The sequence below is a fragment of the Sodaliphilus sp. genome, assembly GCF_045598405.1.
GTDB classification, from domain to species: Bacteria; Bacteroidota; Bacteroidia; order Bacteroidales; family Muribaculaceae; genus Sodaliphilus; species Sodaliphilus limicaballi.
Map to the genome: position 1 here is coordinate 13,536 of NZ_JAZLLZ010000130.1, position 21,409 is coordinate 34,944.

Consider the following 21,409-nt stretch of genomic DNA (forward strand, 5'->3'; position numbering starts at 1 on the left):
TGACGATTTTTTGTAACTTTGCAACGTGATAAAGAAACTGCTGCATATAGTCGTGGCGCTCGCCACCGTGTTGTCGCTGCATTCATGTGGTGGCAGCGACTATGCACATCGTCTGGAGCTGGCCGACACCTTGCTCTCGCAGGGGAACAGCAACGGAGCGCTGAAAGAGCTCAAAGCATTGCCTGCCAACGGGCTCAACGATGACGACAAGGCCTACCATGCTCTGCTCATGACCGAAGCCCGACTCAACAGCAACCTCGCCATCGCCAGCGACAGCATCATAGGCATCGCTGTGGACCACTATGCACGCAGCGGCAACGACTCGCGCCACGCACGCGCACTGCTGCTGCAAGGATGCGTCAACGAGGACATCGGCAACCTCGACAAGGCGGTGGAATGCCTCCACAAGGCCGAGGACATTGCCCGGAAGGACAACCCTAGCACCTGTGCGCAGGCCAAACTGCGGCTGGGACACATCTACCAGCAGCAAGTGGTGGGAGCCAACCTCATCGCCGTGGACAAATACCGCGAGGCGCTGCCTCTGTTCGACCAAGTGAACGACAAGCACTCCAAACTCGCCTGCCTGAGCCAGCTTGGCACCATCTACCGCAACATCAAGGGCAAAGGCGACAGCGCTGTGCTGTACCTTAACAATGCCATCACTCTTGCCGACAGCATGGGAGACCAGCGGCAGAAGTTCAGCAACCTGTTCAAACTCGCCGAGTACTACTGCGAGATAGCTAAGGACTACCCCACCGCCAAGTTATTTGCACTGCGGGCGCTCGATGCTGCGCAAGGCATCAAGACACATCCGCGGGCTCACTACTGCCTGGCTCTGTGCCACCTGCACATGGGGCACATCGACTCGGCAAGAATCGTCGTGGACAATTCACCCGAACGCACCACCACGGCCGACATCATGTGGTACTACAACACCATGTCGGAGATTGAGAAATCGAGCCACAACGACGCCCTGTCGCGGTGGTACTACGACCGAGCCAACGACATGGGCGACTCAATTCTCATCAGCAGCCTCAACCACAGGCTGCTGGCCGTGGAGAAGAGCTACGACACCCAGAAGGCCGAGCTGCGCAGCCAGACGCTGCAAGCCGACCTACACCGCACCCTCACGGGCGCTGCCGTCATCGTGATCGCCGCACTGGTCATTGCACTCTTTGCCCTGCGCTACCGCAACCGACTCAAAATCAAGCAAAACGAATATGAGCTGCTAACAGCCGACCTTGACAACTCGCTCCACAGCCTTGAAGAAATGCAAAACACCCTGCACCTGTATGAAAACAAGCTCACCGAGGCCGACGAGAGCACACGCAAAGTGAATGAAATCAGGAACATCATCGACGAGCAGATCAAGAACCTGCACCAACTCATATTGTGGTCCTACGAGTACGACGAGAAGAAGTTTGCCGCCAAGTTCAACAGCATGATGGCCGTGAGCGACGGCAACAGCGAGTCATTCCTCAAAGACATCCAGTCAATCGCCAACGACTTGCACGACGGCATCCTCATCAAGGCCCAGGAAGCCGCCGGAGGCACTCTGCGCGACGACGAAATCAACTTCCTCGCCCTGTACTGCTGCGGGTTCTCACGCACAGTGATCATGGTGTGCATGAAGTACAAAAGCCTGGGAACTGTCTATAACAAGCGCGTGCAGATAGCCCGCAAACTCAACGCCACCAACATCGACGAGTTCATCAAATCAAATAAACCACAGAAACAGAAATAAGGGAATTTTATTTCAGATTAATCAGATTTTATATTTTTTACTTAACAATGGTAAAAAAGAAATTATTCTAATTATTTTAATTTATTTCAGTTATTATTAAATCTGTGTTATCTGTGAAATCCGCGTGGGGAGTCCGCAAAAAAACATTGGTGTATAGTAACCTTTTCCTGTATAGCCAAATTAAATACCTCGATTTTTTAATTTTCACCTTGTTATCTTGTTTTTTCGGTCCAAACGCATTAATTTTGCGGTCACTTATCACAAAACAACTTAACATGAACTTTAAAAACATCTTTTCGCTACTAATAGCACTTGCACTGGTCATGGGCACTGCATTGGACTGCTGGGCCGAGACCATCACCTATCGCATCACCGAATTCAACACATCAACAGGTTCCTTCACCATGGTTCCCGCTGGAACAAGGCCCGCTGGCAGCTACGCCTGGTTTGACAACGAATATGGCGCAACCACCGGCAACCGCTACAACCAGATACCCCGCAACCGCGAGGCCACGCTGTGGCTCGAGGGGTGGGACGACTGCACCATCAACGCGGTGACACTGTCGATGTGCTCCAACAAGACCGCCGGCACGTTTGCCCTCGTGGTGAGCCAGGACGGCGAGGAGTGCTACAAGACCCCCAACGCCGCATTCAACAGCGACCAGTGGTTTGGCCGCTGGGTGAGCAAGGACCTCTACGTGTACGTTGACATGACCAAGCAACTGCCCTCGCCCGTCACCGTGGCTAGCGATGCTGAGCTGGGCATCAGCGTCAAGGGCGGCACACAGGAGGGATCGGTCTATCTCAACGCCATCACCATCGACTACACTCCCGGCAACGGAGTAGTGACCGAGAGCGCTCTGCCCTGGAAGTTTGAGAAAATCGAAGCCAAGGGCAAAGTCAACGACGGCGACGTGGTGATGATGTATCGCAACGGCAGCGCGGCCGGCGACATCGACGGCATGGACACGTCACACTACCTTGACGCCATAGGCGTGACCTCGACAGCCACCATCGACGACCCCTTCATCACCCTCTTCACCGCCACCAAGGACAGCGACGGCCACTTCACGCTCACCAACCAGCACGGCCAGCAACTGGGTGCCCGTGGCGAGAAAAACCTGGCATGGGACGAGGGCGTCACAACGTGGGACATCACCATGGGATATGACGGAGCTACCATCGCCAGCACCAACACCAAGTACGGCACCATGCGCTACAACGCACCCATCGACGGATATGCACGCTTCTGGAACTACACCAGCAAGACCCTGCCGTTGCCCAACCTCTACCGCCTCACCGGGCAGCAGGACCCCATCGTGAGCCGCGAGCTCACCCTGCCGGCAACCGAGCGCACCGTCAACATCACCGAGCAGGACACCGTGGCGCTCACCCACTGGTTCTACCCCACCACAACCACCGACCAGCGCGTCACCTGGACATCAAGCAACGAGCGCGTGGCACGCGTGCGCAGCGGCATCGTGGAGCTCCTGGCTGGCGGCACAGCCGTCATCACCGCCACCGCAGTTGACGGCGGCAGCAGCGCCACATGTGTCATCAACGTGACAGGCGCAGGACCAGCACCCCTCCCCGGTGACGTGAACGGCGACGGCACAGTCGATGTGAGCGACGCAAACATATTGATTAACATCATCCTAGGTCATCAGGAAGCCATCCCCGCCGCCGATGTCACTGGTGACGGCACAATCGACATCAGTGACGCCAACGCCGTCATCAACACCATCCTGAAACCATAATAGCAACCTGTTTATTCCTCCAAAATCACACTTTTACCACGCCATTTGGAGAAATAAGCAGGTACTTATTTCTCCAAATCAACACATTTTTTATGCTCATAGAGAAATAAACACCCTATTTATTTTTCCAAACCAACCGAACCCAAACTGTACACCTCACATTCATAACAACCTTTGGAACAACTCACAACGAATACTCAGGACAAATTCAAAAGTCCATAACCATTGATTCTCTATTTGAGCCATAATAGCAACCCTAAAATATCTAGAGTTTCAGATATCCTAGTGTTTCTAGATGTATTAGGCAATTAGTATTTTATGCCGTGGGAGTCGAGCAGTGACTTCAGGCGGGCTATCTCGGCTTTAAGTTGTTCCACCACAGTGTTGCGGTAGCCAGTGCGGGCGTTATACATCCTTTCCTTGATGCCGCCATTCTCAACAAAATCCTTCTCAAGTTTTTTGATATAACTGGATAGCATGCGGTCGGTCATGTGACACAATGTAATCGCGATGTTGCACATCTCCTCGTCGCTCCTTTTCTCAAAATAAGGTCGGTATTCTTCTATCTTGTTGTGCTCGCGGCAAAAGGCAAGCATCGACTGGTATCGTGCGTGCTGAGAGTCCCACAATCCTTTTGATAAAAGTACAACTCACTCCACACATCCTGCGACTTCACCACCTTGAAATCCTTCTCCATGCCTCAATAATTTTATTTGATAGAATTTATGATTTTAGATTTTCTCGACAATCTAGAATTTCTAGAATCCCTATATAAAAATTTAATTCATGGCAAATTTAATAAATTCCAAGCAATTATCCCCATATATAACAACAAAACCCACATCCCCCAGCATTAATCTCAACATTTTTTTGGATTTCGTAATAAGCGCAGCAAATGTCTCGTAGCAAAGCTTTTCATTTCTCGATTGTAAAAATTAAGCCTAATGCCACATTTAGCACCCAGACATACTTAATATACAGAAAAAAAATATTACCTTTGCATTGTAGTTGAAGAGCAACTGCAAATATTTATCATATCGAAGCGTTTTGCTTATTCTTGCTAATTGAGAACGTAGGAAATTTTCAAACGAATGCAAGGAATGGCATAGCGGCTTCCACGCTTAGGCGTGGACTGCTTTGTTGTATCACCTGTGCATTCACGGTTTTTCCTACGACCATCAATTAGACGGGGGAGCATTGCAGTTCCACGCTTCTTTTTATGTATTTCCGTGAGGAACGGCGGAATAATTATTTAAATCTATGAACTATTATCTCAAGACACGATTTTATCGTAACGCACACAATAACAAATCTTTCCAAGAATCATAGCACCTTGCTACATAAGATTTTATTCACACAAGAGTATATTGTCACAGTTCTTACGTCAACTTATTAGAAACTCAATTTTATAACTCACACCTATAGAATGTCCATATTTAATAAACTAAAAAACATGTTTACTGAAAAAGATGATCGTTATGCGGTAATTTTTAAATATGATGGTTTCAATTTATTGGAGCAATGTAAAGACCGAATGAACACAGGCACTCATAGATGCATAATCATCAAAAAAAATGATTGCTTATTTGTATTTATATTCGAAAATATAGAACTCACCGCTTCCTATGACGACGACAGGCATTACTTTAAAATTCAAGAATGCAAGTATTTAAACTCATTAGACTGTACCACTGTTGAATTCAGCAAGGTTAGCCATATTGATAGAACACTCGAAATTGCCGTCAAACCAGAAGGTTGGAGATACACCAACTCAAATGGCACCTATGTAACTATGAATTTATCTGAAGAGATTAATTCATTAGAAAATTACGATGCTGTTATTGCAGAGTTACAAAGACAAGAAGAGATTCGCAAACGAGAACAAGAAGAAAACGAAAATGCAAAAAAGCAATTAGATGTATGGACCAAATACATACAGAAGGAACGAGAGTTACTGGATAGTGCTAATAAACCTTTTAAATTAGCCAATTCATTACCAACAATAAGAAAGTCTTCGGTTGATATAGAAACATTGCCGCAAATCACTTCTATTATCGAGCATGAAATGACGTTAGAAGAATTTAAAAATTGGCAAGAAAACGACAGAAACCTTATTGATGCTCAGATCAATGGACTTATCAGATTGAAAATGGCCGTTAGATGTAGTGATTTCAGAAATGCGAGAGCATTTGGAAATGATTATGACTATGCACGACCCTTTTTCCGTTATAGCCAATTTAACAGAGCCACTTCTTCAATCGAACTTGAGTACCTCACAAACGAGACCGACGCTTTATTTCAATTTTATGAGCGCGTTAATAACAGTTATCGTTTCATTAATCGTGTACCTGTACCACTTTATAGAGTTATAGTGTTTTTCTCGCTGCAAGTGACAACAACAGAAACAGATGAGGAACGCAAAAAACGCATTGACATCCTTGCTAATCACGAATTTTTCTCAAAGCCCGACGGATACGGTATTCGTCTCGGACAATTAAGTAAAAATGGCTATGATAAAAAACATCTGCGTATTATCTTTAAAGATATGAACGAGGATGAGATTAGTGCTGCAAAAGATTTTTTTAATAATCATACAGGTTCTCTTATCTATCCCAACCTATACAAGGAGCAAGTGCTTTTAAACAGAGAGTACGAAGCACTGAAAAAAATAGAAAAACCCAATCTTTTGCAGAACAGTTCTCTAAAAGATTTTATTTTCAATTCTTCTAGAGCAAAAGCGACAGAAGAATTTATTGGCTTGAATTCTGAAACAATAGCTTCAACACCTAAATATATTGAATGTCTAGAAAGTCAAATGTTATCACTGAACCCGTCACAGCAAGAAGCTGTGACGAAGGGACTCTATGCTCAAGATTTATGTCTTTTACAAGGGCCTCCTGGTACAGGGAAAACCACCGTGATTTCGGAATTAATATGGCAGCATATTCGAAAGGACCAAGAGGTTCGCATAATGCTTACTTCGCAAACTAATTTGGCGATTGATAACGCACTAAATCGATTATTTAGTAATTCCGCTATTATTGAAGGTTCTCCCTCTTGGCGCAACATGATGCTCATTAAGCCCCTTAGAAAAGCTGATACAGACAAAATCGAGGATGAGGGTGCTCCTTTTTCTGAGGAAAGAATTAAAAATTGGATTAACGGTCAGGATGAGTCCATATCATCAAATAATATCGTATATACATGGATGAATCATATTGTTCAACGCATAGAACCTAATGATCTATATTCCGATATCCTAATAGAATGGAAACAAGCTTTAAATAATCCGGATCAAAGTATGCGAAAACTGTTTGCTAAACAGTATATACAGAACTCAAATGTTCTTTGCATGACTTGCGGAAGAGTCAATTCTAAAGATTTCAAGGATTATGAAAAGGGAGAAGGGTTTGACGTAGTTATAGTTGACGAAGCAAGCAAAGCCACTCTACCTGAGCTACTAATGCCTTTGTGCTATGCACGCAAATCAATTATTATCGGTGATCACCGTCAGCTTCCACCTGTTATTTTTGAAAATGATTTCTTTGAAAAAATTCAGGCAATTGACCCCGAGCTGGTGGCAGAATTAGACAAACAATTTAGACGCGAACTTGTTGAGCAATCACTCTTCAAGCGTTTAATCATGCATCCATTTATATCTCCAACAATAAAGGCAACATTTAATATCCAGTATCGTATGCATTCACATATTAACGATATGGTATCCCAATTCTACAAAAATGATTCAGGCGGTTTAACTTGCGGTCTCGACTTAAGAAAGATTGACATTCCAGATTTTTCAGAAAGAGACAGCAGATACCATGGCCTTTCTCTAGGTAGATTCATACAACCACATGTCCATACAATTTGGGTTGATGTCCCTGACGGCATGGAACTAGGAGGTGACGGAAGTTCAATATATAATGAAAAAGAAGTAGAAGCCGTCAGATTAGTAATTGAAGCATTATCTAAAGCTGATGGCTTTGACCGATATATGAATTATTGGCAAAAATGCAAAAAAACAGAGGTTAAAATCACAGAAAGCAAAATAGGTGTAATCAGTTTCTATGCTACGCAAGTCCAAAAGATTAGGCGAACCTTACAGTCCTTCTGTGACCGTAACGAGATAAAAGTATCCACAAAGTCCGTTGATAAATTTCAAGGACAGGAAAGCGGTATTGTTATCGTTTCAACAGTAAGAACTAAAAGATTGGGATTCACTCGAACCCCCGAGCGTCTAAATGTTGCATTGTCACGAGCTCGCCGTTTGCTCATAATAGTAGGTAATCGTGATTTCTATTATTCCGAGACGGCAAGAACGAATGATGGACAATACATTTATAGAAATGTTATTGACACAATCAAAAAAAATAATGGTATCATTATAGACTATCGTGAATTAAAAACTTTACTTGGATATGAACAATAAAACAATAATACTTGGTACAGTAAATTTAGATTGGCATTTTGCTAAAGGAAGTTACACATGCTGCTGTGCAGATACAGAAAACACAAATGCCTTTGATAAAGCTATCTGCCGCATACTTTCTAAAAGCAATAGAAGTATGAAAAAAACAGAAATAGCAACTATTTTAGGATTTAATGTAATTAACGACCCGTCTGAAAACCGTTATGAGGATCTCTCTGAAAAAAAGATCTTTGATAATGCTGTAGAAGCATTAGTTAACTATCATCTTGTCACTGACAACGACAACGAGATAAGCTTGACTCTTACAGGAAAACAGTCGATTAGAACACAGACAAAACTGCGAACTAATTACGAGATAGTCGAATTATGGGTTTCAGAATTTTTAGGTTCAGATTTCAATACAGATTTATTACAAGCATCGTCTTTACATTCTGTGGATTTTGAGGCACACCCTGATTGGAATATACTACAGCGTTCTCCTGAAACAACACTTAGAATCCAAAGAAAGGAATTAGTTGACAACAACTTGGGAAGAAGCGTAACATCTATGCAGTGCGAACGCATGGAATATTTTATTGCCACCCTTAAGTGTAAAATCTGTTACGACTTAAAGACGCAACAACTATATGTTTGCACTTTTAACAACTCAAGATACATTGATGACTTATTAGCAAGCAATGACATATTGCAAGTTTCATTGCTTGACAAATTCTTCGATGGTAAGAACAAATCCGTGATTTATAAACCATCTAGTCAAGAAGAAAAAGAGAACTTCATTTTAAATCAAGAAGACAATACAATTACCTACTCAAATATTGTTGCGTGTAAAGAAATTTTTATGTCTAATTTAGACACAAATATAAGTTTGACAACCAACTACATCCCTATTGTGTTCTTTTCATTGCAAAAGATAACAGATGACTTTAAGAAGTTTGTCAAACAACTTGACAATCTAATAGTGTGTATTGATTATGTAGAAGGTGAATTTGACGACAACCAGTTAGTCTCCAACTGTATCATCGAAAATGATATCTGTTACTATCACATTGATGAAGTTAGAACATGCAATTTTTGTGTTTGCGATGATATCTATTATTCTTTTCAGCCTTTTGTTGTTAATTACAAAGGGATTGATTACAACATTCCTTTAGTTTATAAACACTCTGAATCAGAAATATGTAAATACAACAAAAAGGCTTTATATGCTCCTTACGTTGAACATATACTTAACAGACATATACATTTTGCTCGGGAATATTTGTTGAAGTTTCAAAGAACCCCGTCTCACACACTAGTCAATACCATACTGTATAGTTGCAAAAATATTTACGAAATACTAAATTACATTTCAGGCAATCAAAACATTATAAACAAAGCAGAAGAACTTAACAATATTGCAGAAGAAATGAAAGACCAATGGTTCAATTCTCTACATGAGAGACTTGATAACCTTGATGCCCAAATTCCATCTACTGATATCAATGAATTGCAATCACATTATGTGAATATACTTGAGCAAATAGAATCGGATGCACAACAATGCATCTTACACGATACTAATGTATTGTCTCGCATAAGCGATATCAAACAAAGGATGGTTCACCATAACCACGATGCCCCCATTCCAACTCCTAATATTCAATTGCAGACAGTATATATCATCGACACGAATGTATTTATGGATATGCCAAAAGTCCTTGACCAATTTGACTTAACGCATGATAAAATAGTTATTCCAAGAGCAATGGAACAAGAACTTGACGGACTCGCACATGATGCAGATATTACTAAAAAAGAAAGAGCGAGAATGGCTCGTTTGCAACTAAGACGCAAAAAAGAAGATTTTCCTCACTTTGTGTCTATTCATGATAATGTAAATAGGGATTTACTACCCACAGGTTTTGACCATAACATTAAAGACAATGATATGCTTGCAACAGCAATCGAGTTAGAAAGCAGAAACAATATAGACAAAATCATTATTGTCACAAATGATTTTGAATTTATTAGCAATATCAAGGATTGTTTACAGAGCAAATCAATAAGCGAACGTATTGAAGGCATCGATCTCAATGAGTTACAAACACGCTTAGGAGATTAAAATGACAGGCGGTCACTTCACTATCAGTGACCGCCTGTCATTTTAATTTCCAAAAAACGTTTCGGCCTTACTCGATTGTGAATGTGCCCTTGAGACGGATGTCGGCTGATGATGAGCCTACCATGAGTTGGTATTCGCCCTTGGGAGTGACGAAGCCGCCAGTCTTGTCGTCCCAGTAGCGGAGGTCGGCCTTGTCGATGGTGAGTTCCATCGCGCGGGTCTTGCCCTTGGCCACAGCCACGCGCTCAAAGGCTTTGAGCTGCTTGATGGGCATGTAGGTGCCTGTCTCGGGATAGTGTACATAGACCTGTGCTACCTCGTCGCCGTCGCACTTGCCGCTGTTGGTGAGGTCGAACTTCACGTTCACCTTGTCGCCTGCGGCATTGACTTTGAGGTTCTTGTACTTGAAAGTGGTGTAGCTCAAACCGTAACCGAACTCGTAGAGCGGCTTGCCAGTGAAATACTGGTAGGTGCGGCCCTTGCCAGTGTTGATGGCATAGTCGTCAAACTCGGGGAGGTCGTCCATCGACGAGTAGAACGTGAGGGGCAGCTTGCCGCCGGGGTTCATCTTGCCGAAGAGCGCCTCGGCCACTGCGTTGCCACCCTGCTCGCCAGGATACCAGGCGTCGAGGATAGCGGGCAAGTTCTCCTTCTCCCAGTTGATTGAGAGCGAGCTACCAGCCACGAGGACGAGGATGGTGCGTGGGTTAGCCTTGTAGATTTCGCGCAGGAACTCCTTCTGGTCGGCAGGGAGATCCATTGTGTAGCGGTCCTGGCCTTCGCGCTCGATGCTCTTGTCGATACCCATCACAGCGATGGTGTAGTCGCAAGACTTAGCGGCCTTGATAGCGTCGCCGAAGAATTCCATGCGCTGCTTCTCGTCAACCGAGGGAGCACGCCAGTAGAGACGGGCAAATGCGTCGCCGCCACCGTCGAAGTACTCAATCTTGATGTCATATTTCTTGCCAGCCTCGAGGGTGATGGGAATCTTGTCCTCGGCAGCGGGACGGTTCACCCATGCGTCGATAACCTTCTTGCCGTCGATCCACATGCGGCAGCCGTCGTCGGTCTTGAGCGAGATGGTGTATTCACCGCTCACTGTGGGGCAGAGTTCGCCAGTCCAACGAGCCGACATGGGTGCGAACGAACGTGCGGGATCGGGTGGTTGAGAAGCGGGATCATAGTAAATCTCATCCTCGATGCGGGTGGTTGAGGGAGAGCCTTCGAGGTTGGCATTGGTGAAGTACTCGGCCTTGATGCCACGGGGGAAGAACTCCTTGCTGATGGGCTTGTAACCGCTTGAGCTTGATACCCAGGGAGCGTGAACGACCTTCACCTGGTTGCCCACGAGGTTGCGGATACCGTCGAGAATGGTGACGGGCTCGTTGACGGGCGTACCGCTGTAGTCGCCAAACTCGCAGCGGGCAGCGTTGAGGCCAACGACAGCCACACTCTTGACCTTGCTGGGGTTAAGGGGGAGGATGTTCTTGTCGTTCTTGAGCAGCACAAGGCTCTGGCGAGCAGTCTCAAGAGCGAGTTCCTGGTGTTTCTTGCAGCCCACCACGCTGGGGCTGATCTTGTTATAGGGGTTGAGATCGGGGTCGTCAAACACGCCCAGACGCATGCGTCCACGCAGCAGGTGGTAAGCAGCCGAGTCGATGTCGGCATCGGTCACGCGATAGTGGTGATAAGCGTCGAGAAGGGGCTGTGTATATACATTGTCGGCACACTCAAGATCCATTCCTGCCTTCATCATGAGCACGGCAGCAGTCTCGTAGTCGTTGACATACTTGTGCTGGGTGACCATCCACTGCGGTGCGCTACAGTCGCTCACCATGAAGCCGTCAAATCCCCAGTCCTGCTTGAGAACCTTCTGGATGAGGTAGGGATTAGCCACACAGGGTATGCCGTTGACTGCATTGTAGGCAGTCATGACACTCTGCACATTGGCTTTCTTGACACACATCTCATAGGCGGGGAAGTAGTATTCGCGCAGGTCACGCTCGCTGATGACAGCATTGCAGCTTGCACGGTTGTGCTCCTCATTGTTGGCAGCGAAATGCTTGAGGGTTGACACGGTCTTGATGTATCGAGGGTCGTCGCCCTGGAGACCGCGCACGAATCCCATAGCAATGTTACCGGTGAGAACGGGGTCCTCGCCGTAGGTCTCGGGGGTGCGTCCCCAGCGTGGGTCGCGAGCCATATTGATAGTGGGCGACCAGAAGCACAGCAGGTCGCTAGAACCGTCGTGCTGCTTCTTGCCCAGTTCAAACTTGTTCCACTTGCCGCGAGCCTCGTCGCTGATAGCGGATGAAACCGAGTGGATGAGATTGGGGTTCCATGTTGCCGATAGCGCGATAGCCTGTGGGAACACAGTGAACTTGCCCGGGCGCACGATGCCGTGCAGGGCCTCGTTTCCGATGTAGAACTTGTCAATGCCCAAGCGCGGAATAGCCGGAGCGTTGTGGGTCATCATGGAGATTTTCTCCTCAACGGTCATGCGTGAGAGCAAGTCCATGATGCGGTCGTGCATGGGAGCATTGGGGTCACGGAAGAGTTCGTTTTGCGCAGTTGCCGCGAGTCCCAGCGACGCCACAGCAGCAAGCGCAATCATTTTTTTGTAAAATTTCATATTGTTTTTTTGTAAAGGTTTAAAGGTTTAAAAGTTTAAAAGTTTAACTTTCATCACATTAATCCGTTAATCTCTCAAACGGTTAAACCTATATTTATTTTAAGTATATCGTGTGGAAGGAGTGGGGTTTGAGCACCTGGTTGAGGTATTGACCGCCCACTTTGATGCTCAGGCTGCGGTCGTCGCCGGTGCGGTTCACGAGCATCACAACCTTTGAGCCATCGTTGCATGCAAAGGCGAGCACGTCGTCACGATCGGTGGTCTCAAGACGCACGTCACCGGGATTGAGCCAGTGGCACAGGTGCTTCATGAGGTAAAACTCAGGATTGTAGGTCACTGTCTGCGTAGCGGGGTCAACCGAGATGAGCGCATTCTGTTTCCATCCCCATGGGCTCACGTTGCCCTTGCTGAGCACCATGTTCCAGTAAGAGAACACGACGCAGCCGTTGCGCAGGTAGTGGCTCATCTGCCACCAGGTGTGCTCGGCAGCGCCCCAGTCGTTAGAGCCATTGCCGCACTCGGCCTCGGTGTGCATCATCTTGAGGAGAGGATATTCCTTGTTGATATAAGGGATAGCACCCTTGCCGTCCCACTGGAAACCCTCTCCAGCCCAGTATTTCTTTGCCTTGTGGTCGTTGAGAGCAGTGCGGCTCCAGTCGGGGTTGTCGCGGTTGCAGGTACCCAGGTAAATCTCGGTGTCGAGCCCGTCCTTCTCAAACTGCGGTCCCATGAAGTTGCCCACGAAGTAAGCGAGGTCCTGCGGGTTCCAGGGGCAGCTAGAGTATTTAGTGGGCGAGCAAGGCTCGTTCTGCACGTTGATGGCATATATCTTCACGCCCTGCTTGGCATAGGCCTGGACATACTTAGAGAAGTAAAGCGCATAGGCCTGCAATACACCCTTTTCCATGCGAATGCCGGTGCGGTCGAGCTCTTGTTCCTTCTCGCGCGGCAGGCCGTTGTGATTGGGTTTGTCGTTGTCGTAGGAACTAGCATAGTGGTTGTTGGTCTTCATCCAAGCCGGAGGAGTCCAAGGCGAGCCCCAAATCTTGAGTCCGGGCTGCACCTTCTGCGCTTCCTTGATGTATCGCAAGAGGATGTGGCGGTCGCGGTCGATGGAGAAGTTTATCATGTTGTAGTCACCGTCCACGTCGCACAGCGAGTAGTAGTTCATCGCGAAGTCGCTCGAGCCGATGGGCATGCGGCAATAAGTGAAGTTGGCCTCGTCCTTGCTGAAGAGCTTGTTGATTACGTCCTGGCGCTGCTCGGGGCTCACCTCGCACAGCACGTCCCAGCCCAGCTCGTTGAAACAACCGCCCATGCCGTCGAGCGTCTGCTTCTTGACATCAGTGATCTCAATTACCTGAGCACCTGCCGCAGGTGCTGTTGTCAGCTTGGCAGTCTTGTTGAGCTGCCAGTAGTTACCCTCGGTCGATGTGCGCCACTCCACCTTCTGGGCAGTGGCGGCAAGTGCTAAAGCAAGGCATGATGCCAGTAATAGTGATTTCTTTATCATAATCTTTTTTTTATTATTCCCTCGGGTGACCCCTCGGGCACGGTGGCTTGCCTGGTTAACGGGCATGAAAAAGTGCTGATTTATCACATTTATCGACTTTATCACGCTTATCACATTAATCATGTTTATCACTTTTATCACCAATTTATCAGGTTGATCACTTTTATCACTTTTTTGAGCGAGTTTTGAACCAAAAAACTGGTCCAAAACAGAAGTGCCTGAAAAGTCGTGAAATCAGTAACTGTCGCAAAATCGCGTTTCGGTGCAAAAATAAGCTGTGCTCGGCAAAATCGCACCATCAACCGAGAAAGTTATTTCTTGATTAAGACGGTGTTGAACGACTTTGCCTTGAGATTGAACGTGATCACGTCGCCCTTGAGAGCCACGGTGACCTTGCGGTCGTTCTTGTCCTTGTTGGCAACAAAGACCACCGTGGAGCCGTCCTCAAGCCTGAAGGCGAGCAAATTCTCGTCGTTGCCCATAGTCTTCATCTTCACGCTACCGGGCTTCACGTAGTAGCCCAGGTGCTTCATGAGGTAGAACTCGGGGGTGAACTGTGCAGTGTGAGTCTTCGAGTCAACACGCACGAGCACGTTCTGATCCCATCCCCATGAGCTGGTTCCCTTGTCCTTGAGAATCATGTTGAAGTACATATAAGCACCGCAACCACCTTCAAGATAAGTCTTTATATTGTCGAAAGTTTTTTCAGCCGCTGGCCAGTCGAAAGTGCCGCTACCGCACTCGTTCTCGGTGCACATCATCTTCATGTGTGGCAGCGCACCGTGGATTTGCTTGAGCACGTCCTTGCCTTCCCACTGGAAGCCCATGCCGGTGAAATACTGCCCAGCCTCGGGGTCGGTCATCACGGTCATGAGGTCATCGAAGTTGCTGGTGTTCATCGTGCCGTGCCACAGCTCCACGTCCTTGTGCTCGCGACGCATGCGCGGTCCCAGGTATTTGCCCACAAAATTAGCAATGCCGCGGGGGCTCCATGAGCAGTTGGGCCAGATGTTGTGAGTGTAAGGCTCATTCTGGAACATAATCATGCCAACATTCACGCCAGCCTTCTTATATTCAGTGAGGAACTTGCACAGGTAGCGAGCATAGGCATCGAGCGTGCGCTCGTCTTGAAAGACCATATCCTCGGCCCCCGTCTTTACCTCCAGCTTGGGATCCATGCCGTTGAGTTTATCGGCCTTGGTAGCATAGTTGTGGTTGCTCTTCATCCAAGTGGGAGGACTCCAGGGGCAAGCCCACAAAGTCATGTCGGGGTTCACGGCGAGAGCCTTCTTGATGAGCGGAATCATGCACTTCTTGTCGCGCTTGATGCTGAAATGCTTGAGAGCGTAGTCGCCCGGAGTCTCGTCGAGACTGTACCAGTCGCGAGCAAAGTCATTGGCGCCGATGGGGAAACGATTGAAAGTCAAGCCAATGCCAGTCTTGGTGTTGAACAACTCGTTGAGCACTTTGTCCTGATCCTTCTTTCCGAGCAGGTTGAGAGCATCCCATGAGAGTTCGCCGAAGCAACCGCCCCACCCCAGCATGGTCTGCTCGGTGTAACGTGTCACAATCACGTCATAGACCGTGTGCTGGTCAAACTTGGAAACGCTGTAATCATTCTGTGGCAGCCAGGGAGCAGAAGCAGTCGAAGCCACCCACTCCACGTCCAGGGCATGGGCTGCTGTAGCCACTGCCACGGCGCAGACAAATGATGCAAGTTTTAGTAATCTCATTCTCTATTATTAATTAAGTATGTGTTCTATGTTTAATATTTATCATTTAGCGGGATACGGTAGAGCGCTGGGCGGTTCCTGTCCGGGAGCTGAAGCCCATGCCGTGTTGCGGCGCTCGCCCATGACCAGCACCAGTGTGCCCCCGTTCTTGATGTCGTCGTGGCTGAACCATGCTCGATTGAGCGGTCGTCCGTTGAGCGTAGCACTCTGTATATATTTAGCCTTGTCGGAGCAGTTCTGTGCCACGATGCGCAGAGACTTGCCCCCAGCAAGTTTCAAAGTGATGTTGCCGAAGAATGGGCTACCGAGCGTGTAGGCAGGTTGCCCCGGAGTGACAGGATAGAAACCCATCATCGAGAACACCACAAAAGCCGACATGCCGCCGCCATCTTCATCGCCAGGCACTCCCATGAGGTCGTCGCGGAACCACTCGTGCACGAGGTCGCGGATCACCTTCTGCGTCATCCAGGGGCGTCCGGCGTAAGTATATAAATAAGGGATGTGCAGCGAGGGCTCGTTGGCCATGGAGAACTGACCCACATTGCCAGTGTGGTCGGGCAGCTGGCTGTAGAACTCAAATTTGCTCTTACCCAGCCACTCGCTGAAGGTGCGGTCGAGGTTGTCGCAGAAGTTGTCGCGACCGCCCATGAGAGATATCAGGTCGGCAGGGTTGTGCTGTACGTCCCAGCGATACACCCAGCCGTTGTTTTCGTCGTAATATTCGCGAGCACCCAGCCCGCCAGCAAAGCGGTAGTCAATGCCGGGCAAGAAATTGCCGTCCTTGTCCTTGGGGTGGAAGAAGCCAGTCTCGGGGTTAAAGAGGTTGCGGTAGTTGTAGCTGCACTTGAGATAGCGCTGCGCGTCGTCGTCGCGTCCCAGAGCGTCAGCGATGCGTGAGAGGCACCACTGGTCGTAGCTGGTGCCCAGAGTCACAGGAATGGGCTGGCGTTTCTCAAAACCGTTAACGCCAGGATCGGTTTCCTTCTCGCCGTGGGCAAGGGCGGGAACATAACCATTTTTGTGATAGAAAGAATCCACGCCGCAAGCCTTGCCTCCTTGCCATGGCATGAGGGTCTTCTCCTCAATGGCGCGGCGGGTGTAATCGTAAGCTTTGCCGAGGTCGAACCCACGCAGCCCCTTAGCCCAAGCATCGGCCACAACAGCAACACCGTGGTTGCAGTTCATGCGCCGCGAGTCGCCAGTGGGCGATGGGAAAGTGGGGAACCAGTGGTTGCGGTCTTGCTCGGCAGTGCGAATGAGCGAGGTTATCATATCCACCTCGCGGTCGGGAGCGATGAACACTCGCAACGGATGTGTGGCACGATAGGTGTCCCACAGCCAGTCGTCGGTGTAGAACTTGTGGCCGTTGTCGTCATAAACCTTGCCGTCGCTGGGGTTGCGGTAGCGTCCACCCTCGCTGATGCACACGGGGCGCTCATAGCAGCGATAGAGCGATGTGTAGAACACCTTGAGGTCGCTTTCTCTGGCAGGGGCATCAACGATAATCTTGCCGAGCTCGTCGTTCCACTGCTTGCGAGCCTGCTCAGCCACCTTGTCGAGAGAGAATGTGCTAATCTCGTCTTTGAGGCTGGCACGAGCCTGATCCACGCTGATGAGCGACACTGCATAACGCAAGTTCACTGTGCTGTTGCCAGCAAACTGCAAAGCGACAGCGCCATGGCCAGTTTTGTCGGCAGTGATGCTGCCGTGATGCAGCGCACCCGCCTTGACAGGCGCCGCGTCGGCCTGAGCAACGAAATATACCCTCACATTGCCCCAGGTGTTCTGGAAGCCAGAGATCTCGTTGCCGCTGACGGTCATCTCGTTGCCATTGACCACAACATATCCGGGCTCCTTGTCGCGGAAGGTGAAGCGGTAGATGGCAGAATGCTGGGCGGGAGCATACTCGGCGTGCACACGCTGACCGTCAATGTCCACGCTGTAGTAATAGGGCTTCACGGTCTCGTTGTCCCAGTCGGTGTTGATGACGTGAGACAATCGCTGCGACTGCGTAGCCGAGATGTTGAAACAACAATTCTCACGATGATTGAGGCAGAGCACGGGCAGTCCGTTGATGCGAGTATCGACATAGCTGCCGCGCTGCGGATAGACGCGCATCATACCGTAAGGCACGTGCACGGTGGGCAACGTGGGTTGCAGCAGGTGGCTGATGGCCCCCATATAGGGGTTTACATAGTCAACTGGCTGAACCTTGGGTGTGGCAGCCTGGGTCAATGCCGCTACTGACACCAATACCGATAAAAAAAGTTGTTTCATAATAATCATGTTACTGCCGTGTGGAAATGCGTTACTTAAAGAGCTCCCTCGCGGATCTAATACGAAAGTTGAACTGAAAGAAATTAAAATAATTAAAATTATTTAAGTTTCCGATTTTGTCTTGTCAAATATCGCCTATCGCAGGTAAGTCGTGTACTCTGGCAGAAGTTCAGCACGCATTTCATTCGGGGTTTCTTTTATTTCATATAGTGCCCGGAAATTCCAGAGTTTACGGAATTTCCGGGACCATATTATTTTAAATTAGTTGCGCTGTACGCAGTTCTCAACCATTTCCACCCAGTTACCGTTAGTGTCTTTGTAACGATAATGCAAGTGGAAAACATACTGCTTGCGGGCATTTACCTCACAGAAGTTAGACTCGGGGTCTTCGATCTGCTCAACCTCACAACCGCTGTAAGAAGAAACGGAGATTGACTTGTCGGCATTGATAGTAGCCATCAGCGCCAGCTTGGCAATCTCTTCCTTGGTTACAGTAGTGGGGTTGTAGGTAGTAGTACCAGCGAAGAAGCGCACCTGGTTCTTGCTCACGGGAGCCACGATGCGAGTGATAGAGATACCAGCGGCATCAGAGCCACGAGTCTCAACACCAGTTACCTGATAATAGGTAGTATTCTTCATTGTCGCATATTCGTTCTTGAGCAGGACGCGATACATAACATACTGCTTGTCGGGGTTAATCTCGTGTGCGCTAGCGCTCTTGATGCGCAAGGGGATGAAGTAGATTGAGTCGGGGCTCAGTCCGTCGGGATTAATCTTGATGGGGAGCAGAGAGTAGTTGTCGGGGCTGTTAGCCTTGAGAACCACGCTGAAGTTTTCGATAGTGTAATGCTTGGGGTCGAGCTCGTGAGCATACCTAGACTCGTCAAGGTCATAGTTGATGTAGTTGTACTTGCCCACAGCCTCGTCATCATATTCGAGCTGCACGGTGACATCCTTGCTGATGTGCTCAGTGCCGCCGCAATACACGGTTACATAGCCAGTGCTAGTCTCGCCCAGAGCATGCTCGGCCTCGAAGGTGTAGTCAGTGTTGCTGAGCACATATATCACCTTCTTGTAGAGTTCGCCGCGGAATTGAGCGTCCTCGTCGCAACTGGTGAGAGCGACAGAGGCAAGCAGAGCGAGTGCAATATATAATTTGCTTTTCATAATCTTATAAATTATTGTCGTGAAAAATCAATTTTATTATAAATTACCAACCAGGATTCTGGTCAAGAGACTTAGACTTGCGCACCTCGTTGCGCTCGAGGGGAATGAATACCATCTTCTTGTCGCACACGCGGTTGCGGTAGTCGCTGTGGTTGATGATGGTGCGAACATAGTAGTTGGCAGCATCGGCCTCAACGTTCATACCAGTCATGGGCTCGCTTTCAACCTCTTCAAGGATACCCCAACGACGCACGTCGTGGAAACGGCGGCCCTCGCAGAAGAACTCAACGAAACGCTCGTGGCGGATTGCTTCATCGAGCGCTTCCTCGCTTGCAAGCTCGTCGGCACTGAGAGCGGGCTGACCGCTGCGGAAGCGTACCTGGTTGACAGCAAACGTAGCGTCGGCAAGGTTAGATGCGCGAGAAATGGTGTAAGTCTCGCCGCTAGCCAATTTCACTGTGTGAGACTGAGTGAGGTGGTTAACAGCCTCGGCATAAGAGAGGAGAATCTCGGCATAGCGAATGATAGCGAAAGTCTTGTCGGTGCGGGTAGAACCGTCGCCGTTGTACCAGTTGTCCTCAGGATGGATGTACTTCTTGAGGACGTAACCAGTGATACAGCGGTTGCGGGGCTCCTGGATGGCCTTGTCGCTACCAGCGTTAGCACCATTGTAGTAGTAAACAGTCTGCTGGCTGAAGTTGTTGTTGCTGCAAGAAGTTCCGGGCCAGTAGCAGCCGTTGAAACCAACGCAAGCATAGAAACGCCACTCGCGGTTGACATACATGTTGTTAGTGCCACGGAGCAGGCGGTAGCCAGAGAAGACGCTCTGTGTGCGCGCAACACCAGTCTCGCTGTACTCGCCGTCGATCTTGGCTTGCTCGATAGTCTTACCGTTCTTCATGCGGAACTGGTCGATAGCCTTCTGGGGAATGCACATGCCGTTGAAACCATTCATGTAGATGGGGAACGACTGCTGTGTGAAGTCGCGGATAGAGCCAGACTTCTTACCCCAGATGAGCTCCTTGTTCTGAACGGGATAAGTGGTACCGTTGAACATGTTGCAGTAAGACTTGAAGGGGTCGATGTTACCAGCGCCATAGGGGAAGTCGAGATCGCTGACGTTGGCAGGCAGCGGTTCGGTCTTCTCGCTCACGTCGCCACTCTCGACAACTCGAGGCATGGTGTGGAGTTCATATTTCTTCATGTCGATGACGCGCTGGCAAGCTGCTGCTGCAAGAGCCCACTTGTTCTCGTCATATTCCTGTGACACGTAGTAAGCGCCATCGGTACTGCGGGTCCAAGTGCCGAAGTAACGGCGAGCGGCCGCTCCACCATTGAAAGCGGGGCTTGCAGCCTGGAGGCGCACACGAGCGATGATGCCATAAGCGGCGCCGCGTGTGGGGCGTCCGAAGTTGTTGACGGGCACCTCGCTGGGGATGTACTTAGCAGCCTCCTCGAGTTCGTTGCAGATGTAGTCAACGGTCTCGTCGTAGGTTGCGCGTCCGCGCTCGTAGTAGGAAGCGTCCTGGTTGTTGTCAAGCACCTCGTCGCCGATGATCACAGCGGGTCCGTGAACTTGTAGAATCTGCCAGTAAGCATATCCGCGCATGAAGTGGGCATAACCCACCAGCTCGGCACGCTGCAGCGGAGTGAGGTCGCGGCACTCGTTGATGCGGCTGATGATCACGTTGGCCTTGCGGATGACCTTGTAGCAAGGATTCCAGGTGTTCATGCCACGGAGGTTGCTGGGGCTCACGAGGCCCAGTGTGAGAGCCTTGCCGTGGAAGAGGCCCTCGGTCATGAGAGTAAAGATTTCGTCGGTACCAGTTTCACCGGGAATCACATCGTTACCGAAGATAGCGCTCTCGTCGGGGAGTTCACCTGCGGCCCCCCAGAGGTAACGCTCCAGATTGTTGCGCGAAGTGAATATAGAGTCATACTTCAAAGTGTCGTCAAAGTAACCGTCAACATCGAGGAATTTCTCGCACGATGTAGCCATTACTACCACCGCCACTATAGCGAGCCAAAAGAGTTTTCTTAAACTTTTCATAGCGTT

11 protein-coding genes are annotated in these 21,409 nt (G+C 48.7%); 4 read left to right on the forward strand and 7 right to left on the reverse strand.

The genetic code is table 11. From position 1 onward, the window contains the following. The first annotated feature begins 25 nt into the window (after nt 1–25). Complete coding sequence (locus tag ACKI3C_RS09130) at nt 26–1,744, forward strand: tetratricopeptide repeat protein (RefSeq protein ID WP_407404259.1); 1,719 nt, start codon at nt 26–28, stop codon at nt 1,742–1,744. Nucleotides 1,745–2,019: 275 nt separating this feature from the next. Then, complete coding sequence (locus ACKI3C_RS09135) at nt 2,020–3,501, forward strand: dockerin type I domain-containing protein (protein WP_407404261.1); 1,482 nt, start codon at nt 2,020–2,022, stop codon at nt 3,499–3,501. 308 nt (nt 3,502–3,809) lie between these two features. On the opposite strand, the gene ACKI3C_RS09140 is transcribed toward ACKI3C_RS09135, so the two are convergent. Beyond that, nucleotides 3,810–4,130, reverse strand: a complete 321-nt coding sequence (locus tag ACKI3C_RS09140; protein ID WP_407404263.1) for a four helix bundle suffix domain-containing protein — start codon at nt 4,128–4,130, stop codon at nt 3,810–3,812. 824 nt (nt 4,131–4,954) lie between these two features. Here ACKI3C_RS09140 and ACKI3C_RS09145 point away from each other — a divergent pair. Then, nucleotides 4,955–7,930, forward strand: coding sequence for an AAA domain-containing protein (locus tag ACKI3C_RS09145; RefSeq protein ID WP_407404265.1), 2,976 nt, complete (start codon nt 4,955–4,957; stop codon nt 7,928–7,930). Continuing rightward, complete coding sequence (locus ACKI3C_RS09150; protein WP_407404267.1) at nt 7,920–10,031, forward strand: PIN domain-containing protein; 2,112 nt, start codon at nt 7,920–7,922, stop codon at nt 10,029–10,031. The genes ACKI3C_RS09145 and ACKI3C_RS09150 overlap by 11 nt, the downstream gene beginning before the upstream one ends. Before the next feature lie 67 nt (nt 10,032–10,098). Here the strand turns inward: ACKI3C_RS09150 and ACKI3C_RS09155 are convergent, their stop codons facing one another. The 6 genes from ACKI3C_RS09155 to ACKI3C_RS09180 all read right to left on the reverse strand — a co-directional run bounded on the left by ACKI3C_RS09155 (nt 10,099) and on the right by ACKI3C_RS09180 (nt 21,403). Continuing rightward, on the reverse strand, nt 10,099–12,663 hold the full coding sequence (locus tag ACKI3C_RS09155; protein WP_407404269.1) for a glycoside hydrolase family 3 C-terminal domain-containing protein: 2,565 nt from the start codon (nt 12,661–12,663) through the stop codon (nt 10,099–10,101). Between the two features lie 94 nt (nt 12,664–12,757). Further along, complete coding sequence (locus tag ACKI3C_RS09160) at nt 12,758–14,176, reverse strand: glycoside hydrolase family 30 protein (RefSeq protein ID WP_407404271.1); 1,419 nt, start codon at nt 14,174–14,176, stop codon at nt 12,758–12,760. Nucleotides 14,177–14,487: 311 nt separating this feature from the next. Next, nucleotides 14,488–15,909 carry a glycoside hydrolase family 30 protein gene (locus tag ACKI3C_RS09165; protein ID WP_407404273.1) on the reverse strand — a complete coding sequence of 474 codons (1,422 nt, stop codon included), beginning with the start codon at nt 15,907–15,909 and terminating at the stop codon, nt 14,488–14,490. Nucleotides 15,910–15,951: 42 nt separating this feature from the next. Then, the gene (locus tag ACKI3C_RS09170) at nt 15,952–18,186 is read right to left on the reverse strand and encodes a GH92 family glycosyl hydrolase (protein ID WP_407404275.1); all 2,235 of its coding nucleotides are present in this window, start codon (nt 18,184–18,186) and stop codon (nt 15,952–15,954) included. 261 nt (nt 18,187–18,447) lie between these two features. Further along, nucleotides 18,448–19,353 (reverse strand): BT_3044 domain-containing protein, encoded by a 906-nt coding sequence (locus ACKI3C_RS09175; RefSeq protein ID WP_407404277.1) that lies wholly within the window; start codon nt 19,351–19,353, stop codon nt 18,448–18,450. 43 nt (nt 19,354–19,396) lie between these two features. Then, a complete protein-coding gene (locus ACKI3C_RS09180; protein ID WP_407404279.1) occupies nt 19,397–21,403 on the reverse strand; it encodes a RagB/SusD family nutrient uptake outer membrane protein in 2,007 nt (668 codons plus the stop codon). Nucleotides 21,404–21,409: the final 6 nt, after the last annotated feature.

Coding starts and splice junctions, on each gene's coding strand:
- ACKI3C_RS09155 (WP_407404269.1), bottom strand. CDS start 12,663: ATGAAATTTTACAAAAAAATGATTGCGCTTGCTGCTGTGGCGTCGCTG.
- ACKI3C_RS09175 (WP_407404277.1), bottom strand. CDS start 19,353: ATGAAAAGCAAATTATATATTGCACTCGCTCTGCTTGCCTCTGTCGCT.
- ACKI3C_RS09165 (WP_407404273.1), bottom strand. CDS start 15,909: ATGAGATTACTAAAACTTGCATCATTTGTCTGCGCCGTGGCAGTGGCT.
- ACKI3C_RS09180 (WP_407404279.1), bottom strand. CDS start 21,403: ATGAAAAGTTTAAGAAAACTCTTTTGGCTCGCTATAGTGGCGGTGGTA.
- ACKI3C_RS09135 (WP_407404261.1), top strand. CDS start 2,020: ATGAACTTTAAAAACATCTTTTCGCTACTAATAGCACTTGCACTGGTC.
- ACKI3C_RS09145 (WP_407404265.1), top strand. CDS start 4,955: ATGTTTACTGAAAAAGATGATCGTTATGCGGTAATTTTTAAATATGAT.
- ACKI3C_RS09160 (WP_407404271.1), bottom strand. CDS start 14,176: ATGATAAAGAAATCACTATTACTGGCATCATGCCTTGCTTTAGCACTT.
- ACKI3C_RS09150 (WP_407404267.1), top strand. CDS start 7,920: ATGAACAATAAAACAATAATACTTGGTACAGTAAATTTAGATTGGCAT.
- ACKI3C_RS09170 (WP_407404275.1), bottom strand. CDS start 18,186: ATGAAACAACTTTTTTTATCGGTATTGGTGTCAGTAGCGGCATTGACC.